The 19,033-nt window shown below is 70.7% G+C and carries 13 protein-coding genes; 8 read left to right on the top strand and 5 right to left on the bottom strand.

Annotated features, from left to right (window positions below; translation table 11 throughout):
• Positions 1–8 precede the first annotated feature (8 nt).
• From NKJ47_RS16275 to NKJ47_RS16255, 5 genes are all read right to left on the bottom strand, one after another.
• A complete protein-coding gene (locus NKJ47_RS16275; RefSeq protein ID WP_254458861.1) occupies positions 9–3,233 on the bottom strand; it encodes an error-prone DNA polymerase in 3,225 nt (1,074 codons plus the stop codon).
• The gene (locus NKJ47_RS16270; protein WP_254458860.1) at positions 3,230–4,654 is read right to left on the bottom strand and encodes a Y-family DNA polymerase; all 1,425 of its coding nucleotides are present in this window, start codon (positions 4,652–4,654) and stop codon (positions 3,230–3,232) included. The genes NKJ47_RS16275 and NKJ47_RS16270 overlap by 4 nt, the downstream gene beginning before the upstream one ends.
• Positions 4,655–4,664: 10 nt before the next feature.
• Positions 4,665–5,285: a translesion DNA synthesis-associated protein ImuA gene (gene imuA / locus NKJ47_RS16265; protein ID WP_254458859.1), complete on the bottom strand. Its 621-nt coding sequence runs from the start codon at positions 5,283–5,285 to the stop codon at positions 4,665–4,667.
• Positions 5,285–5,893: a transcriptional repressor LexA gene (lexA, locus tag NKJ47_RS16260; RefSeq protein ID WP_160946367.1), complete on the bottom strand. Its 609-nt coding sequence runs from the start codon at positions 5,891–5,893 to the stop codon at positions 5,285–5,287. Before lexA ends, imuA begins: the two co-directional genes overlap by 1 nt.
• A gap of 263 nt (positions 5,894–6,156) precedes the next feature.
• Positions 6,157–7,398: a citrate synthase family protein gene (locus NKJ47_RS16255; protein ID WP_254458858.1), complete on the bottom strand. Its 1,242-nt coding sequence runs from the start codon at positions 7,396–7,398 to the stop codon at positions 6,157–6,159.
• A gap of 118 nt (positions 7,399–7,516) precedes the next feature.
• Here NKJ47_RS16255 and prpB point away from each other — a divergent pair, with 118 nt between their 5' ends.
• From prpB to NKJ47_RS16215, 8 genes are all read left to right on the top strand, one after another.
• Positions 7,517–8,404: a methylisocitrate lyase gene (gene prpB / locus NKJ47_RS16250; RefSeq protein WP_017910833.1), complete on the top strand. Its 888-nt coding sequence runs from the start codon at positions 7,517–7,519 to the stop codon at positions 8,402–8,404.
• 31 nt (positions 8,405–8,435) lie between these two features.
• On the top strand, positions 8,436–9,041 hold the full coding sequence (locus tag NKJ47_RS16245; RefSeq protein WP_254458857.1) for a DUF1003 domain-containing protein: 606 nt from the start codon (positions 8,436–8,438) through the stop codon (positions 9,039–9,041).
• A 40-nt stretch (positions 9,042–9,081) separates the two neighbouring features.
• Entirely contained in the window at positions 9,082–10,245 is a 1,164-nt protein-coding gene (gene prpC, locus NKJ47_RS16240) for a bifunctional 2-methylcitrate synthase/citrate synthase (protein ID WP_254458856.1), read from the top strand.
• 235 nt (positions 10,246–10,480) lie between these two features.
• The gene (gene acnD / locus NKJ47_RS16235) at positions 10,481–13,096 is read left to right on the top strand and encodes a Fe/S-dependent 2-methylisocitrate dehydratase AcnD (RefSeq protein ID WP_254458855.1); all 2,616 of its coding nucleotides are present in this window, start codon (positions 10,481–10,483) and stop codon (positions 13,094–13,096) included.
• 30 nt (positions 13,097–13,126) lie between these two features.
• Positions 13,127–13,630: an SRPBCC family protein gene (locus tag NKJ47_RS16230; protein WP_254458854.1), complete on the top strand. Its 504-nt coding sequence runs from the start codon at positions 13,127–13,129 to the stop codon at positions 13,628–13,630.
• A gap of 37 nt (positions 13,631–13,667) precedes the next feature.
• The gene (prpF, locus tag NKJ47_RS16225; protein ID WP_254458853.1) at positions 13,668–14,861 is read left to right on the top strand and encodes a 2-methylaconitate cis-trans isomerase PrpF; all 1,194 of its coding nucleotides are present in this window, start codon (positions 13,668–13,670) and stop codon (positions 14,859–14,861) included.
• Between the two features lie 692 nt (positions 14,862–15,553).
• Positions 15,554–17,773 carry a TonB-dependent receptor gene (locus NKJ47_RS16220; RefSeq protein WP_254458852.1) on the top strand — a complete coding sequence of 740 codons (2,220 nt, stop codon included), beginning with the start codon at positions 15,554–15,556 and terminating at the stop codon, positions 17,771–17,773.
• Positions 17,774–17,843: 70 nt separating this feature from the next.
• Complete coding sequence (locus tag NKJ47_RS16215; protein ID WP_254458851.1) at positions 17,844–18,833, top strand: nucleoside hydrolase; 990 nt, start codon at positions 17,844–17,846, stop codon at positions 18,831–18,833.
• The last annotated feature ends 200 nt before the right edge of the window (positions 18,834–19,033 follow it).

Raw genomic sequence — 19,033 nt, 5'->3', positions numbered from 1 at the left:
GCGCCACCTCAATGAAAATCCCGGCTGCGGATGTCCAGGCCGAGCAGCATGGGCGTCAGGTCCTCGAGGTGGCCGGCGATCAGGTGGCGCACGCCATCGGCGGTTTCCATGCGGCCGCGTACCAGCAGCAGCCGGGATTCGAGCAGCGCCTGGCGCTGGCGGTCGGCCAGGCGTCGCCACACCACCACGTTGACCAGGCCGTGCTCGTCCTCGAGGGTGACGAAGGTGACGCCGCTGGCGGTCTGCGGGCGCTGGCGCATGGTCACCAGGCCGGCGATGGCGACCGCGCTGGCATGCGGCAGCGCGCGCAGTTCGCCGGAATGACGGTAGCGGCGCGCACGCAGTTGCGCGCGCAGCAGGGTCAGCGGGTGCTTGCCCAGGGTGGTGCCGAGGGTGGCGTAGTCGGCGCGGATGTCCTCGCCCTGGCTGGGCAGCGGCAGCGCGACCTGCTGTTCGGGCGTGGCCGCGAGCGCTTCGAACAGGGGGCGCTGCGCCTCGACGCCGGCCACCGCCCAGCGTGCGCGATGGCGATGCCCGGCCAGTGCTTTCAACGCGCCAGCGTCGGCGAGCGCGGCACGGGCCTTGTCATCGAGCGCGGCGCGGTGGCACAGGTCGGCGAGGTCGTGGAACGGGGCCTGTGCGCGCGCCTGCTGCAGGCGCTGCGCGGCATCCTCGGCCAGGCCGCGGACCAGGCGCAGGCCCAGGCGCAGGCCCAGGCGGATCGCCGGCTGCACCTGCGGATCGGGGCTGTACGCTTCCAGGCTGCAGTCCCAGTCGCTGTAGCGCACGTCCACCGGCCGCACCTGCAAGCCGTGGCGGCGCGCGTCCTGCAGCAACTGGTCCGGGCTGTAGAACCCCATCGGCCAACTGTTGATCAGGGCGCAGGTGAACGCCGCCGGTTCGTGGCACTTGAGCCAGCAACTGGCGTAGGTGAGCAGGGCGAAGCTGGCGGCGTGGCTCTCGGGAAAGCCGTAGCTGCCGAAGCCCTTGATCTGTTCGAAGATGCGTGCGGCGAATTCGGCGCTGTAGCCTCGCTCGAGCATGCCCTCCAACAATTTCTCGCGATGCGGTTCCAGGCCGCCGTGGCGTTTCCAGGCCGCCATCGAGCGGCGCAACTGGTCGGCCTGGCCCGGCGTGTAGCCGGCGGCGACCACCGCGAGTTGCATCACCTGTTCCTGGAACAGTGGCACGCCGAGCGTGCGCTTGAATACCTCGCGCAGCTCGTCGGGCAGATCGTCGGTGGCTTCCTCGCCGCTGCGCCGGCGCAGGTACGGATGCACCATGCCGCCCTGGATCGGCCCGGGGCGCACGATCGCCACCTGGATGACCAGGTCGTAGAACGCTTTTGGCTGCAGCCGCGGCAGCATCGCCATCTGTGCGCGCGATTCGATCTGGAACACGCCGATGGTGTCGGCGCGCTGGATCATCGCGTAGGTCTGCGGGTCTTCGGCGGGGATGGTGGCGAGCGTGTAGTCGCGGCCGCGATGCGCGCGCAGCAGGTCGAGGGTGCGCCGCAGTGCGCTGAGCATGCCCAGCGCGAGCACGTCGACCTTCATCAGCCCGACCAGTTCCAGGTCGTCCTTGTCCCACTGGATCACCGTGCGCTCGGCCATGGTCGCGTTCTCCACCGGCACCAGGGTGTGCAGCGCATGCTCGGAGATGACGAAGCCGCCGGGATGCTGCGACAGGTGCCGTGGGAAGCCGATCAGTTGGCTGGCGAGCACCAGCAGCCGGCGCATCACCGGCGTGTCCGGATCGAAGCCGCGTTCGCGCAGCAGCTCCTGCGCCGACTCCACCGGATCGCGCTGGCCCAGCGCGGAGGACAGCGCATCGACGGTGTCGCTGGGCAGGCCCAGTGCGCGCGCCACGTCGCGCACCGCGCTGCGCGTGTGGTAGCTGATCGCCACCGCCGCCAGCGCGGCGCGCTCGCGGCCGTAGTGGCGGAAGATGTACTGGATCACTTCCTCGCGGCGGTCGTGCTCGAAATCGATGTCGATGTCCGGCCGCTCCTTGCGCTCTTCGGAGATGAAGCGTTCGAACAGCATGCCGATGCGGTCCGGATCGATCGCGGTGATGCCCAGCGCGTAGCACACCGCCGAGTTCGCCGCCGAGCCGCGGCCCTGGCACAGGATGTCCTTGGAGCGCGCGAAGCGCACCAGGTCGTACACGGTGAGGAAGTAGGACTCGTACTGCAGCCGCTCGATCACCCCGAGTTCGTGCTCGATCAGGCGCCGCGCCTTGTCCGGCACGCCCTGCGGCCAGCGCTCGGCCGCGCCGCGCTCGGTGAGCAGGCGCAGCCATTGCGTGGGCGTGTGCCCGGGCGGCACCAGTTCGTGCGGGTATTCGTACTGCAGTTGGCCGAGGTTGAAGTCGCAACGCTGGGCGATGCGCACCGTCTCGGCCAGCAGCGCGGGTGGATACAGCGCCGCCAGCGTGGCGCGCGGGCGCAGGTGGCGCTCGCCGTTGGGATACAGGTGGGCGCCGGCTTCGTGCAGCGGCAGGCGCTGGCGGATCGCGGTCAAGGTGTCCTGCAGCGCGCGGCGGCCGCGTGCGTGCATGTGCACGTCGCCGCTGGCCACGGCGGGCAGGTGCAGGCGCTGCGCCAGTTGCAGGCGCGCCTGCAGCAGCGCGGCGTCGTCGGGGCCGCGCAGCAGTTCCACCGCCAGCCACAGCCGCTGCGGGAAGCGCGCCTGCAGCCAGGCGCCGTCCGCCGCGTCGTCGCCGTCGCCGCGCGGCAGCCAGAGGCACAGCAGGCCGGCGCCGTCGTCGGCGCTGGCCAGGTCCTCGCGCAGCGCGCGATAGGTCCCTTTGTCGGCGCGGCGCCGGGCCAGGGTGATCAGCCGGCACAGCCGCTGGTAGCCGTGCAGGGTCTCGGCCAGCAGCACCAGCTTGGGGCCGTGCTCGAACTGGATCTCGCTACCGACGATGAGGTGCAGGCCCATGTCCCGGGCCGCCTGCCACGCACGCACGATGCCGGCCAGGCTGCATTCGTCGGTGATCGCCAGGGCGCGGTAGCCGTGGCGCAGCGCACGTTCGCACAGTTCCCACGGATGCGAGGCGCCGCGTTGGAAGCTGAAGTTGGACAGGCAGTGCAGTTCGGCGTAGTCGGGCAGCGTGGGGTCCGCCAGCGCGGGCGGCGCGCTGGTGGCGGGGGCGCTGGTTTGCGCAGGGGCCGGCGTCGGCAGCAGCCGCAGGCGCGGCGGCATGCGCGGATGCGGCGGGGTGTGGCTCATGCGAACCAGCCGTGCAGCATCAGCGCGTCCGGCGCGTCGGCCGGGGCGAAGGCCCAGGCGCGCTGGCCCTGGCGGGTGCGCACGACGTAGTAGTCGCGGCGCACGTCGCCGTCGTCCCACCAGCCGCTCTCGATGCGTTCCGGCCCGGCCAGGCGTTCGGGCGCGCGCTCGCGCAGCGGCACCGGTCGCGGCAGCAGCCAGCCGGGCCGTGGCGGTGCGGTGGCGGCGGGCGCGGCCGTGTTGCGTGTTGGCGCGGAGTCGGCGCGCCAGGCCAGTTCCGGGCGATGGTCGGCGTGCGCGCGCAGGCCGTGCACGGCGTCGTCGCCCAGGCGCGCGCGCAGGCGTTCGCGCAATTGCTCCCAGGGCAGCGCCTGTTGCGCGCGCTCGTCGAACAGTTCGCGCGCGGCCGGCACGAACGGCGGCAGTTCGTCGGCGCACAGGCGCAGCGCCTGCACCGGCGCCGGCACGCTGGCCTGCTGCAGGCGCCCGCGCGCCAGTTCGAACAGCATCGCCGCATCGCGCTCGGCGGCGAGCAATCCCACCGGCACCACGCTGGGCTCCAGGTCCTCGTGTTCGAGCAGCAGGCGGAAGCGCTGCACGCCGCCGTCGCGTCCGGCCAGGAACGCGGCCAGGTCCTGGGTCAGCCGACGCAGCGGGAACAGCAGCGCCTGGTTGGATTCGGTCACATAGCCCAGTTCCACACGTGCATCGAAGCGGTCCGGCGGCAGGTAGTACTGCAGCGGCAGCGGCACCTGCCCACGCAACGCGTCCAGGTGCTGCAGCAGGGCCGGCGGATAGCGCCGTGCCAGCGCGGTGCGCGGCAGTGCGAACAGCTGCTGCAGGCGGCGCAGGCCCATCCGCGCGAAGCCGTCGGCCAGGGCCGGCGACAGCCCGGCACGGGCGATCGGCAATTGCCCCAGCGCGCGCTGCAGCGCGGCGTTGTCGAGCAGGGCGATACCGTCGTGCGCATTGACCAGCGCGCGCGCGGCCAGCGGATGCGGTGCGACCACGATGCGATGACGGAAACCCAGCGCGGTCAGTTCCTCGCGCAGCCGCGCCTCGAAGCGCGGCCACGGCCCGAACAGGCCGAGGCTGGCCTCGATCTCCAGCAGCAGCGCACCGGGGTAGTCGGTGCTGACCAGCGAACTGAAGCGGTACGCCCACGCCGCGAGGAACTGCTGGCTGCGGCGGCTTTCTTCGGCATCGTGCAGGGCGGTGGCGAAGCGGTCGCACAGCGCCTGCGCGGTGACCAGCGATTGCCCGGGACGCAGGCCGCGGGCGCGCGCGGCGGCGTTGACCGCCTTCAGCGTGCGCCGCTGCGGCGGGCCGTCGAGCAGCGCCAGCGGCTCGTCCGGCGTCGGCCAGCGGCGCAGGACGGTGTCCAGCGCCAGTTGCGGCAACAGGATGCAGGCCCAGCGCATGGGGGCGGCCTCACCCGGCCGCCAGGGCGGACAGGGCGATCGGCTGCGCCGGCGGCAGGCCGCCGCGGCACTTGAGCACGCGCAGTTGCGCCGGTGCGGCGTCGATGGCCAGGCGCAGCGCGGCCGGCGACGGATTGGCGGCGGCCTTCAGCGGCCGGTAGGCGAAGCCCAGGGTGCGCCCGGTCTCGGCCGCTACCTGCAGCCGGCGCAGGGTCTTGTCGGCGGCCAGTCCCGGCCAGCACAGCACCGCCGCGCAACTGCCCGCGCGCAGGCATTGCTCGGCGGCCCAGGCCGCGTCCGCGCCGGCGCGGACGATCTGCACCTGCGCCAGCGCCACCCCGGCCTGGGCCCAGGCGGCGGGGTAGGGCAGGTACGGCGGATCCACCAGCACGATGCGCCCGCCGCCTTGCGACAGCCGCGCCAGGGTCGGCCACAGCACTTGCAGTTCGCCGATGCCGTCGGCGGCGTGCAGCAGTTCGGTCAGCGCCATCTCCGGCCAGCCGCGCGCCGGCAGCACCGCGTCCAGCGCGGCGTGCCCGGTGGGCTGCGCGCTGGGCGGCAGCGCGGTCGGCTGGCCGCGCCAGACCCGGCGCTCGGCCAGCAGGCGGTCGAGGGCGACGACGGCGGCCATCAGCCGGGCCGGATCAGGCCGCAGTAATGCCCTTCGATGGCGAAGTCCTGCCCGGGGCCGACCACGATCGGCGCATAGGCAGGATTGCGCGGCAGCAGCGCGATGCCGTCGCCATCGGCGCGGTAGCGCTTGATGGTGAGTTCGCCGTCCAGCCGCGCCACCACGATCTGGCCGTTGCGCGCGTCGGCGGCGCGGCGCACGCCGACCAGGTCGCCGTCGAGGATGCCGTCGTCGATCATCGAGTCGCCCTGCACCCGCAGCAGGTAGTCCGGGCGCAACGCGAACACGGCGCGGTCCAGGCGCAGTTGCTGGTCCAGGCCGATGTCGGCGCCGATCGGCGCGCCGGCGGCCACCCGCCCCAGCACCGGCAGTTGCAGCAGTTCGCTGCGGGTGCCGGCCTGCGCCGGGCGCAGGCTGCGAGCCTGCTGCGGAACCTGCGCCAGCAGCCCGGCCTCGACCAGCGCCTGCACGTGCTTGCGCGCGGCATTGCGCGAGGCGAAGCCGAAGCGTTCGGCGATCTCGGCCAGACTTGGCGGCCGCCCGTCCTGCTCGGCGCAGGCGTGGACGTAGGCGAGGATGGCGGCGCGCTGCGGGGACAGGGTGGTCATGGTGTACATTTGTACACCGCGGGCGCGACCTTGGCGAGGTGACCTTGCTGAACGTGTTGGAGGGCGCGGCCCTTCCGATGCGCCGGCGCAATCCGCCGGTCAGGCCGGCTTGTTCAACGTGGCAGTGGAAGGGCGGCGACTGCGCTCAGGTGCCGATGCCGGCCGAGGTCTTGGTCTTCGCCGTTGGCGGTTTTTAGATACACCTGCAGGCCGTACCTGTCTACTTGTCGCCGAAGCGCGTTTGGCGTGTCCCGGCCGTTGTCTCAGTCGCGCGCGCCACCATCCTCCGGCATCGCCCCGGTGTAGCGCGCCCGTGGCCGGATCAGCTTGCCCAGGGCCTGCTGTTCCAGGGCGTGGGCCAGCCAGCCGGCCTGGCGGGCGGCGGCGAACAGCACAAGGGCGTGCGCGGCGGGCAGGTCGTGGACGAAGCAGAGCGCGGCCAGCAGGCAGTCGATGTTCGGGCGCTGGCCGCTGCAGTCCTGGGCGGCGGCGATCACCGCTTCCACGTGCTGCATGCGCGCGCTGCCGGCGCAGCGTGCGCGCAGCAGGCGCAGCACTTCGGCCGCGCGCGGATCGCCGTCCGGGTACAGGGCGTGGTGGAAGCCGGGCAGGTCGTCGCCGCGCTGCCAGCGTTCGGCGATCAGGGCGGCGGCGCTGGGCGCGTCCTGGGCGTCGCGCAGTAGGGCGTGGGCACGCGCGGTGGCACCGCCGTGGCGCGGGCCGGACAGCGCGGCCAGGCCGGCGCTGACGGTGGCGTGCAGCGGCGCGCCGGTGGAGGCGACCACGCGGGCGGCGAAGGCGGAGACGTTGAGCTCGTGGTCGGCGCACAGCAGCAGCGCGGCGCGCACCAGTTCGGCGAAGCTGGCGTCGCCGGGACGCCAATGGTCGGCGATCAGGCGATGCACCGGGCGCGCGTCCGCTGCGGTGCCGACCAGCAGCGCGGCGGTCTGCCGCAGCAGGGTGGCGGCACTCTCGCGGCGCACGCCGGGGGCGGCGTTGAGCGACTGGCGCAGGTCCAGGGCCAGCAGCGGGATGCAGGCCATGGCGCGTTCCAGCGGCGGCAGCGCGGCATGCCCGGCCAGCGGCGCCACCACCGCCGGCCAAGGCGCGACCGGCGCGCTGGCGAACGGGTCTTCGCCCTCCGGGCAGTCCCACAGCAGCCGCGCGATGTCCTCCAGGCTGGCGCCGGCGCGGACCATGGCCACCGCCGAGCGTCCGCGGTAGTAGGGGCCGTCGGGGCGGATCAGCGAGATCCGCGTCTCCAGCACCGGCAGGCCGCGGTCCAGGCTCTGCGCGGCGCCACGCGCGGCGCCGCGGCCGGCGCGCTTGCGCTGCGCCAGCCGCTCCACTTCCGCGCGCAGGTAGGCGCGGCTGCGGTGGTCGGCGCCGGCGCGCGAACTCAGCAGGCCGCGGCTGACGTAGGCGTACAGGGTGGCGCTGCTGATGCCGAGCAGGGCGCAGGCTTCCGCGGCGGAGATCAGGTTGCGGTCGGGGCTGTCGGACATGAAGGGATGATAGGTTGATTCATTGAATCAAGATTGATCCGTGCCGGCGAGAGTGCCAGATTGGCGCCCATCGCGGAACGCCCGGCGGGCGCCGCCGCCTCTTCGTCAGGAGCCGTCCATGTCCCTCGTTTCCCCCGGCGCCGGTTTCCGCGCCGCCCTGGCCGCCGAAGCGCCGTTGCAGGTGATCGGCGCGATCAACGCCAACCATGCGCTGCTGGCGCAGCGTGCCGGCTACAAGGCGATCTACCTGTCCGGCGGCGGCGTCGCCGCCGGCTCGCTGGGCCTGCCGGATCTGGGCATCAACACTCTGGACGACGTGCTGATCGACGTGCGCCGCATCACCGACGTGTGCCCGCTGCCGCTGCTGGTGGACATCGACACCGGCTTCGGGCCGAGCGCGTTCAACATCGAGCGCACGATCAAGGCACTGATCAAGGCCGGCGCGGCCGCCTGCCACATCGAGGACCAGGTCGGCGCCAAGCGCTGCGGTCACCGTCCGGGCAAGGAGATCGTCAGCCAGGGCGAGATGGTCGATCGGGTCAAGGCCGCGGCCGACGCCAAGACCGATCCGGACTTCTTCCTGATCGCGCGCACCGATGCGATCCAGGCCGAGGGCGTGGACGCGGCGATCGAACGCGCCATCGCCTGCGTGGAGGCCGGCGCCGACGGCATCTTCGCCGAGGCCGCCTACGACCTGGACACCTACCGCCGCTTCGTCGACGCGGTGAAGGTGCCGGTGCTGGCCAACATCACCGAGTTCGGCAAGACCCCGCTGTTCACCCGCGACGAACTGGCTTCGGCCGGCGTGGCGATCCAGCTGTTCCCGCTGTCGGCGTTCCGCGCCGCCAACAAGGCCGCCGAGGACGTGTACACCGCGATCCGCCGCGACGGCCACCAGCAGGGAGTGCTGGAGCGCATGCAGACCCGCGAGGAACTGTACGAGCGCATCGGCTACCACGCCTTCGAGCAGCGCCTGGATGCGCTGTTCGCCGGCAAGGGCGCATGATCGGCGGCGATTTCCCTGCCCGAGTGCGTCCATGAATACCCAAGCCAGCGCGTCTGCATTCCTGCGCAGCCGCATCGACCGCCGCCAGACCGCGCGGCACCTGCTGCAGACCGAACTGGACACGCTGTCCGAGGCCGAGCGCGAGGTGGTGGAGCGCTTCATCGCCAAGCGCCACGTGGCCCGCGACATCGTCAAGCAGGCCGACCGCGATCGTTCGCTGGGCGAGCGCATCGCCGACCGCGTCGCCGCGATCGGCGGCAGCTGGGGCTTCATCATCGGCTTCGGCGTGGTGCTGCTGGGCTGGATCGCGCTCAACAGCCTGGTGCTGGCGCACGCCTTCGATCCGTATCCCTACATCCTGCTCAACCTGTGCCTGTCGTGCCTGGCGGCGATCCAGGCGCCGGTGATCATGATGAGCCAGAACCGCCAGGCGGCGGTGGACCGCCTGCACGCGCAGAACGACTACGAAGTGAACATCAAGGCCGAGCTGGAGATCCTGCAGGTGCACGAGAAGCTCAACCAGCTGCGCGAGCAGGACTGGGCGACGCTGGTGGACCTGCAGAACCGCCAGATCGCCATGCTGCAGCAACTGCTCGAGCGCGCCGGGGCCTGGCCGCCGGCGCCGCACGCCCCCTGATCCACTGCGTCCATCCGACCGCAACACCGGGAGATTCGCCATGAACGACACCGCTTCGCAGACCGCCCCTGCCTTCAAGCCGAAGAAATCGGTGGCCCTGTCCGGCACCGCCGCCGGCAACACCGCGCTGTGCACGGTGGGCCGCAGCGGCAACGATCTGCACTACCGCGGCTACGACATCCTGGACCTGGCGCGCAGCAGCCAGTTCGAGGAGATCGCCTACCTGCTGGTGCACGGCAAGCTGCCCAGCAACAGCGAACTGCGCGGCTACAAGGCCAAGCTGCGCTCGCTGCGCGGCATTCCGGCCGCGGTCAAGGCCGCGCTGGAGCAGTTGCCGCCGTCGGCGCATCCGATGGACGTGATGCGCACCGGCGTGTCGGTGCTGGGTTGCGTGCAGCCGGAGAAGGACGACCACAACCATCCCGGCGCGCGCGACATCGCCGACAAGCTGATGGCCAGCCTCGGTTCGATGCTGCTGTATTGGTACCACTACAGCCACAACGGCCGGCGCATCGAGGTGGAAACCGACGACGATTCGATCGGCGGGCATTTCCTGCGCCTGCTGCACGGCTTCAAGCCGCACGAGGAATGGGTGCAGGCGATGCACACCAGCCTGATCCTGTACGCCGAGCACGAGTTCAACGCCTCCACCTTCGCCTGCCGGGTCATCGCCGGCACCGGCAGCGACATGTACAGCGCCATCGCCGGCGGTATCGGCGCGCTGCGCGGGCCCAAGCACGGCGGCGCCAACGAGGTCGCCTTCGAGGTGCAGAAGCGCTACGACACCCCGGACGAGGCCGAGGCCGACATCCGCGCGCGGGTCGAGCGCAAGGAAGTCATCATCGGCTTCGGCCACCCGGTGTACACGGTGTCCGACCCGCGCAACCAGATCATCAAGGACGTGGCGCGCGAGCTGTCCGAGGCGCAGGGCAGCCGCAAGATGTACGACATCGCCGAGCGCCTGGAAACGGTGATGTGGGACATCAAGAAGATGTTCCCCAACCTGGACTGGTTCAGTGCGGTCAGCTACCACATGATGGGCGTGCCGACGGCGATGTTCACCCCGTTGTTCGTGATCGCCCGCACCGCCGGCTGGAGCGCGCACATCATCGAGCAGCGCGTCGACGGCAAGATCATCCGCCCCAGCGCGAACTACGTGGGGCCGGAGGATCAGGCGTTCGTGCCGATCGATCAGCGCAAGTGATGCACCGACACGCCCTCTACTCCGAGTGACCCTCCCCTCTCCCTCCGGGAGAGGGGGCGGGGGTGAGGGTACGGGCGCAGCCTCGTGGTGTTCGAGGCTGCGCTCGTGGCCTCATCCGCCCTCATGAAGGATCCGACGGCATTAGGCTTCGCCCGTACCCTCATCCGCCCCTTCGGGGCACCTTCTCCCGGTGGGAGAAGGGTCCTGTCTTCGCTTTTTTCTACTGTAGCCAGCCATGAACAGCCACTACCGTAAATCCCTTCCGGGTACCTCGCTGGACTACTTCGACGCGCGCGCCGCGGTCGATGCGATCAGTCCTGGCGCCTACGCCGGCTTGCCCTATGTCTCGCGCGTGTTCGCCGAGAACCTGGTGCGCCGCTGCGATCCGGATCTGCTGCACGCTGCGCTGCTGCAGTTGATCGAGCGCCGCCGCGACCTGGATTTCCCGTGGTTTCCGGCGCGGGTGGTGTGCCACGACATCCTCGGCCAGACCGCGCTGGTGGACCTGGCCGGGTTGCGCGATGCCATCGCCGAGCAGGGCGGCGACCCGGCCAAGGTCAATCCGGTGGTGCCGGTGCAGTTGATCGTCGACCACTCGCTGGCGGTGGAGTGCGGCGGCGACGATCCGCAGGCCTTCGCCAAGAACCGCGCGATCGAGGATCGCCGCAACGAGGACCGCTTCCACTTCATCGACTGGAGCAAGCGCGCGTTCCGCAACGTGGACGTGATCCCGCCGGGCAACGGCATCATGCACCAGATCAATCTGGAGAAGATGTCGCCGGTGATCTACGTGCACGACGGCGTCGCCTTCCCCGATACCTGCGTGGGCACCGACAGCCACACCCCGCACGTGGACGCGCTGGGCGTGATCGCGATCGGCGTCGGCGGCCTCGAGGCGGAGAGCGTGATGCTCGGCCGCGCCTCGTGGATGCGCCTGCCGGACATCGTCGGCGTGGAGCTGAGCGGCAGGCCGCAGCCGGGCATCACCGCCACCGACGTGGTGCTGGCGCTGACCGAGTTCCTGCGCCAGGAGCGCGTGGTCGGCGCGTATCTGGAATTCTTCGGCGAAGGCGCCGCCGCGCTGACCATCGGCGACCGCGCCACCATCTCCAACATGTGCCCGGAATACGGCGCCACCGCGGCGATGTTCTACATCGACCAGCAGACCCTGGACTACCTGCGCCTGACCGGGCGCGAGGAAGCGCAGGTGGCGCTGGTGGAGCAGTACGCGCGCACCACCGGGCTGTGGGCCGAGGCGCTGGCCACCGCGCAGTACGAGCGCGTGCTGCGCTTCGACCTGTCGCAGGTGGTGCGCAACATGGCTGGCCCCAGCAACCCGCACAAGCGCGTGGCGACCAGCGAGCTGGCCGCACGCGGCATCGCCGACGCCGCCAAGCTGGCCGCCGGCCAGGCCGATCAGGCACAGGGGCGCATGCCCGACGGTGCGGTGATCATTGCCGCCATCACCAGTTGCACGAATACTTCCAACCCGCGCAATGTCATCGCCGCCGGCCTGCTGGCGCGCAATGCGCGCGCGCGCGGCCTGGCCCGCAAGCCCTGGGTGAAGACCTCGCTGGCGCCCGGGTCCAAGGCGGTGCAGCTGTATCTGGAGGAAGCCGGCCTGCTGCCGGACCTGGAAGCGCTGGGCTTCGGCATCGTCGCCTTCGCCTGCACCACCTGCAACGGCATGAGCGGCGCGCTGGATCCGCGCATCCAGCAGGAGATCGTGCAGCGCGACCTGTACGCCACCGCGGTGCTGTCGGGCAACCGCAACTTCGACGGGCGCATCCATCCCTACGCCAAGCAGGCGTTCCTGGCGTCACCGCCGCTGGTGATCGCCTACGCCATCGCCGGCAGCGTGCGCTTCGACATCGAGAAGGACGTGCTGGGCACCGACGCCGACGGGCGCGAGGTGCGGCTGAAGGACATCTGGCCCAGCGACGCGGAGATCGACGCGGCGGTGCGCGCGGCGGTGAAGCCGGAACAGTTCCGCCGCGTCTATGCGCCGATGTTCAACGTGCGCGTGGAGCAGGGCGCGCCGGTGGCACCGCTGTACGCCTGGCGCCCGCGCAGCACCTACATCCGCCGCCCACCGTACTGGGAAGGCGCACTGGCCGGCGAACGCACGCTGCGCGGCATGCGCGCGCTGGCGGTGCTCGGCGACAACATCACCACCGATCACCTGTCCCCGTCCAACGCGATCCTGGCCGACAGCGCCGCCGGCGAATACCTGGCACACATGGGCGTGCCGGAAGAGGACTTCAATTCCTACGCCACCCATCGCGGCGACCACCTCACCGCGCAGCGCGCCACCTTCGCCAACCCGAAGCTCATCAACGAAATGGCGGTGGTCGATGGCCAGGTGCAGCAGGGCTCGCTGACCAGGCTGGAGCCGGACGGGCAGGTGTTGCGCATGTGGGAGGCGATCGAGACCTACATGGCGCGCAAGCAGCCGCTGATCGTGATCGCCGGCGCCGACTACGGCCAGGGCTCGTCGCGCGACTGGGCGGCCAAGGGCGTGCGCCTGGCCGGGGTCGAGGCGATCGTCGCCGAGGGTTTCGAGCGCATCCATCGCACCAACCTGATCGGCATGGGCGTGCTGCCGCTGCAGTTCCTGCCGGGCACCACGCGCAAGACCCTGGGCATCGACGGCAGCGAGACCTTCGACGTGGTCGGCACGCGCACCCCGGGCGCGACGCTGACCCTGCGCATCCTGCGCAAGGACGGCGCCGTGGTGGACGTGCCGGTGCTGTGCCGGCTGGACAGCAACGAGGAACTGTCCATCTACGAGGCCGGCGGCGTGCTGCAGCGCTTCGCCCAGGATTTCCTCGAGGAGGCCCGTAGCGCCTGAGCCGGCTGCCGCTGTCATCGGGCGCGTGCCATGCTGGCCGCGCCCGCCACCGCCGAGGAGACCGCCATGCCCACATCCGTCGCCACCACCGGGACCGTCCATCTGCAACGCGTGCTGCGCGCGCCGGCCGAGCGCATCTACCGTGCCTTCCTGGAGCCGGCGGCGCTGGTCAAATGGTTGCCGCCGCACGGCTTCATCGCCACCGTGCACGCGCTGGACGCATGGGTGGGCGGCAGCTACCGCATGCGCTTCACCAACCTCGGCACCGGCACCAGCAGCGCCTTCGGCGGCACCTACCTGGAACTGGTGCCCGGCCAGTTGATCCGCCATACCGACCGCTTCGACAACCCGGACCTGCCCGGCGAGATGATCGTGACCGTGCGGCTGCGCCCGATGGCCTGCGGCACCGCGCTGGAGATCGTGCAGGAGGGCATCCCGCCGCAGATCCCGGTGGCGGGATGCCATCTCGGCTGGCAGGAGTCGCTGACCCTGCTGACGCAGCTGGTCGAGCCCGAGATTCCCGATTTGCCCTGATCCACCGTCCTTTCTTCGCACACGCACCGGAACCGCCATGGCCCACGCTCCGCAACTCCGCATCCCCGCCACCTACATGCGCGGCGGCACTTCCAAGGGCGTGTTCTTCCGCCTGCAGGACCTGCCCGCGGCGGCGCAGACGCCGGGCCCGGCGCGCGATGCGCTGCTGCAGCGGGTGATCGGCAGCCCCGATCCCTACGCCAAGCAGATCGACGGCATGGGCGGGGCCACCTCCAGCACCAGCAAGACCGTGATCGTGGCGCCGAGCACGCGCCCCGGGCACGACGTGGACTATCTGTTCGGCCAGGTGGCGATCGAGCGCGCGTTCGTGGACTGGAGCGGCAACTGCGGCAACCTCTCCGCGGCGGTGGGGCCGTTCGCGATCGCCGCCGGGCTGGTGGATCCGGCACGGATTCCGCGCGATGGCGTCGCCACGGTGCGGATCTGGCAGGCCAACATCGGCAAGACCATCGTCGCGCAGGTGCCGATGACCGACGGCGCGGTGCAGGAGACCGGCGATTTCGAGTTGGACGGGGTGACCTTTCCGGCGGCGGAGATCGCGCTGGAATTCCTCGACCCCGCCGCCGACGAGGACGGCGCCGGCGGCGCCATGTTCCCCACCGGCAATCTGGTCGACACGCTGGAGGTGCCGGGCGTCGGCACGTTCCAGGCGACCCTGATCAACGCCGGCATTCCCACCATCTTCCTCGAGGCGCAGGCGCTGGGGTATCGCGGCACCGAACTGCAGGACGCGATCAACGGCGATGCGCAGGCGCTGCAGCGCTTCGAGACGATCCGCACCTACGGCGCGCTGCGCATGGGCCTGATCGACACGCTGGAGCAGGCGGCGACGCGCCAGCACACGCCCAAGGTCGCCTTCGTCGCGCCGCCGGCCGACTACACCGCCTCCAGCGGCAAGCCGGTGGCGGCCGCCGACATCGATCTGCTGGTGCGGGCGATGTCGATGGGCAAGCTGCACCACGCGATGATGGGCACCGCGGCGGTGGCGATCGGCACCGCCGCGGCGATCCCCGGCACCCTGGTCAACCGCGCCGCTGGCGGTGGTGAACGCACGGCGGTGCGCTTCGGCCACCCCTCCGGCACCTTGCGGGTCGGCGCCGAGGCGCGCCAGGTGGACGGCCAGTGGACCGTCACCAAGGCCTTGATGAGCCGCAGCGCGCGCGTGTTGATGGAAGGCTGGGTGCGAGTGCCGGAGACTGCGGCCGGCTGAGGCGAGTGCCTCGGTCTTGAGTGTCTCAGGGCTGGAGTGGCGGCCCGCATCGCGCGTCGCGGCTGAAGCCGCTCCCACAAGTGGGCATCGCGCCAGCGGATGCGTCACGCGCAGGCAAACGTTGTGGGAGGGACTTCAGTCCCGACGCGACGACAGGTGGCTGCCGCAATGCGGGGCAATCGTCTCAAGGAGCCGGCGAGGCCATCGCATTGCGCGTCGCGGCTGAAGCCGCTCCCACAAGTGGGCATCGCGCGAGCGGATGCGTCACGCGTAGGCAAGCATTGTGGGAGGGACTTCAGTCCCGACGCGATGACTGGCGGCTTCCGCAATGCGGGGCAATCGTCTCAAGGAGCCGGCGAGGCCATCGCATCGCGCGTCGCGGCTGAAGCCGCTCCCACAAGAGGGCATCGCGCCAGCGAACACGTCACGTGCAGGCAAGTGTTGTGGGAGGGACTTCAGTCCCGACGCGACAACAGGTGGTTACCGCGATGCCGGGGAGGAACGTTGCTCCCAGGGGCAGATACGGCGCTAGCGCCAGCCCCCGCTGTTGCCAATCCCGACTCCCCAATCCCAAATCCCGCCACCCCAACGTGACGCCAGTTGCCACAGGATGTATATTTTGTGTTAATTATGCTGCGGCGCGGCAAGGACTCGGCGCGCTCCCGACTACGTCCACCCACCCCGGAGTTCCCATGTCTGCCAGTTGGTCGTTGCGCGCCAGTGCGCTTGCCATAGCCGTCGTTTCCGCGCTTTCGTTCCCCGCCGCCGCCCAGCAAGCGGACAGCACCGACGGGGTCGCCCGTCTGGACACGGTCAAGGTCACCGCCGAGCGCCGTGCGGAAGACTCAAAGGACGTGCCGGTGTCGGCCAGCGTGCTGCGCCCGGAGTACCTGGACGCGATCGCCACCAGCGGCTCGGACGTGCGCGTGCTGGCCGGCAAGGCGCCCAGCCTCAACGTCGAGTCGTCCAACGGCCGCGTGTTCCCGCGCTTCTACATCCGCGGCTACGGCAACACCGACTTCAACACCTACGCCTCGCAGCCGGTGTCGCTGATCTATGACGACGTGGTCGCCGAGAACGCGTTCCTGAAGGGCTTCCCGATCTTCGACCTGCAGAGCCTGGAAGTGCTGCGCGGTCCGCAGGGCACGCTGTTCGGCCGCAACACCCCTGCCGGCGTGGTCAAGTTCAACTCGGTCAAGCCGACCATCGGCGCCAACGACGGCTACGCCAGCCTGTCCTACGGCACCTACGGCACCATGACCATGGAAACCGGCCTGAGCGTGGCCATGGGCGACAAGTGGGCCGCGCGCCTGTCGGCGCTGGGCCAGCGCCGTGGCGACTGGGTCGACAACACCATCGACAACCGCTCCTTCGAAGGCTACATGGACTCGGCGGTGCGCCTGCAGCTGCTGTTCCAGCCGGGCGAGGACTTCAGCGCGCTGTTCAACGCCCACGCGCGCCACCTCGACGGCACCGCGCGGCTGTTCCGCGCCAATATCTTCCAGCCGGGCACCAACCAGCTGGTCGCCGGCTTCGACCCGGACAAGGTGTCCATCGACGGCAAGAACACCCAGGAACTGCAGACCTACGGCGGCAGCGCCAACCTGACCTGGGACCTGGGCGACATCGTGCTGCACTCGATCACCGGCTACGAGGGCATCGGCAAGTACTACAGCCGCGGCGACATCGACGGCGGCTACGGCGCGGTGTTCGCGCCGCCGTCCGGCCCTGGGGTGATCCCGTTCCCGGTGGAGACCGCCGGCGGCATCAAGAACCTGGACCAGTACTCGCAGGAACTGCGTGCCGAGTCGCAGTACGCCGGTCCGCTGAACTGGCAGGCGGGCCTGTACTACTTCCACGATTCGGTGGAAGGCGAGAACTACACCTACAACACCCTGGCCGGCGGCACCCTGTCCAGCTACCAGCTGACTCGCCAGCGCAACACCTCGTGGGCGGCGTTCGGCTCGCTGAACTACGCGGCCACCGAGCGCCTGGACCTGCGCGCCGGCCTCCGCTACACCTACGACAAGAAGACCTTCGATGTGCTCGCGCTGGACCGGGTGACCCTGCAGCAGCCCTCCACCGGCAGCACCGACAACTCCAAGGTCACCGGCGACCTCAGCGCCACCTACACGATCAACGACGACGTCAACGTCTATGCGCGTGCCGCCCGCGGCTTCCGCGGCGCCAGCTTCGGCGTGCCGTCGGCCACCGCGCCGTTGACCGTGGCCGCGCCGGAGACCGTGGACTCCTACGAGATCGGCATCAAGTCCGACCTGTTCGACAAGCGCGCGCGCCTGAGCTTCGACGTCTACGACTTCCGGGTGAAGAACCAGCAGCTGACCGCGGTCGGCGGCGCCTCCAACGACGTGCGCCTGCTCAACGCCAAGGCCTCCAAGGCCCGCGGCGCCGAGTTCGATTTCGAAGCGCTGCTGAGCCAGAACCTGCGCGTGACCCTGGGCGGCGCCTACAACTGGACCCGCATCGAGGATCCGACGCTGTCGGTGGGCGTGTGCCGCACCTGCACCGTGACCGATCCGATCAACGCCTCCGGCCGTGCGCTGATCGACGGCAACGTGCTGCCGCAGGCGGCCAAGTGGATGGGCAACGCGACCCTGCGCTACGGCATCCCGGTCGGCGACGACGCCGAGTTCTTCTTCTTCACCGACTGGTCCTACCGCAGCGAGATCAACTTCTTCCTGTACGACTCGCGCGAGTTCGTCGGCCAGCCGCTGTTCGAAGGCGGCGCCAAGATCGGCTACAACTGGGGCGCCGGCGCGTACGAGGTCTCGGTGTTCTGCCGCAACTGCACCAACCAGATCCGCGCCACCGGTGCGATCGACTTCAACAACCTCACCGGCTTCATCAACGATCCGCGCATCGTCGGCGCGCAGTTCCGCGCCAACTTCTGATCCGCGGCCTCGCCGTTGCAAGACCGACCGCCGGCTATCATGCCGGCGGTTCTTTTTTTGGGAGACGCGGATGCGGACTCTGAAGCAATGGGCGGCGTTGGCGCTGCTGGCCGCGGCCGCGTGGACCACCGATGCGATGGCGGCGCCAGCGGCAGCGGCGCCGGTGCAGAAGGTGGTGGTGTCCACCGACGTCGGCGACGACATCGACGACGCGTTCGCGCTGGCCTTGCTGTTGCGCAGCCCGGAGCTGCAGGTGCTGGGCATCGCCTCGGCCTGGGGCGACACCGGCCTGCGCGCGCAACTGCTGCAGCGCCTGCTGCGGCAGGCCGGGCGCGACGACATCCCGCTGGCGGTCGGGCAGCGCACCACCAGCACGATTCCTTTCAGTCAGGCGCGTTGGGCGGCGAAGGGCCGCCTGCCCGCGGCGGCGCCGGAGGCGGCCGATTTCATCCTGACGCAGGCGCGGCGTCATCCCGGCGAGGTCACCCTGCTGGTGCTCGGCCCGCTGACCGATGCGGCGCGTGCGCAGCAGAGCGACCCGGCTGGGTTCGCGCAGCTCAAGCAGGTGGTGCTGATGGGCGGCTCGGTACGGGTGGGCTACGGCAAGTCGCGCTACCGTCCGCCGAACCCGCCGGCGGCCGAGTACAACATTGCCGCCGATATCCCTGCCGCGCAGCGCGTGTTCGGCGCTGGCGTGCCGATCGTGATGCTGCCGCTGGACGCCACCCAGGTGACCCTGGAGGAGCCGGAGCGGGTGGCGCTGTTCGCCCATGGCGAGCCGCTGACCGACGCGCTGGCGCAGCTCTATTACCAGTGGCGCGACACCGACCAGCCCTGGGCCAGCGCCACCCCGACCCTGTTCGACGTGGTGCCGGTGGCGCAGTTGCTCGACCCGGGCCTGTGCCCCACCGTGCCGCTGCGCATCGTGGTCGACGACAAAGGTTACACCCGCGAGGCGCCGGCGGCGGGCGCGGCGGGCGCTGCGCCCAACGCGCAGGTGTGCCTGGCGCTGGATCGGCCGCGGCTGATCGCGTTGTACATGCAGCGGTTGTTGCGCTGAGACCAGCGTGCCGACATGGGGTATGTAGGGCGGCTTCGCCATGAGGCCATCGCATCGCCGCGGTGAAGGAGATTTTTAGCCGCGGCGAGCGGAGCCACTGGCCCATCCGTTGCCCTGCAGTCGGGACTGAAGTCCCTCCCACAAGAGGCCTCGCGCCGTCGGTGCTGTCTGCCAGGCCATCGGATTGCCCCCTGTGGGAG

Origin of the sequence: Xanthomonas sacchari (assembly GCF_024266585.1) — a bacterium.
Lineage (GTDB): Bacteria > Pseudomonadota > Gammaproteobacteria > Xanthomonadales > Xanthomonadaceae > Xanthomonas_A > Xanthomonas_A sacchari_C.
Note: the sequence above shows the minus strand (reverse complement) of the source record. Positions and strands in the feature narration are given on the sequence as shown.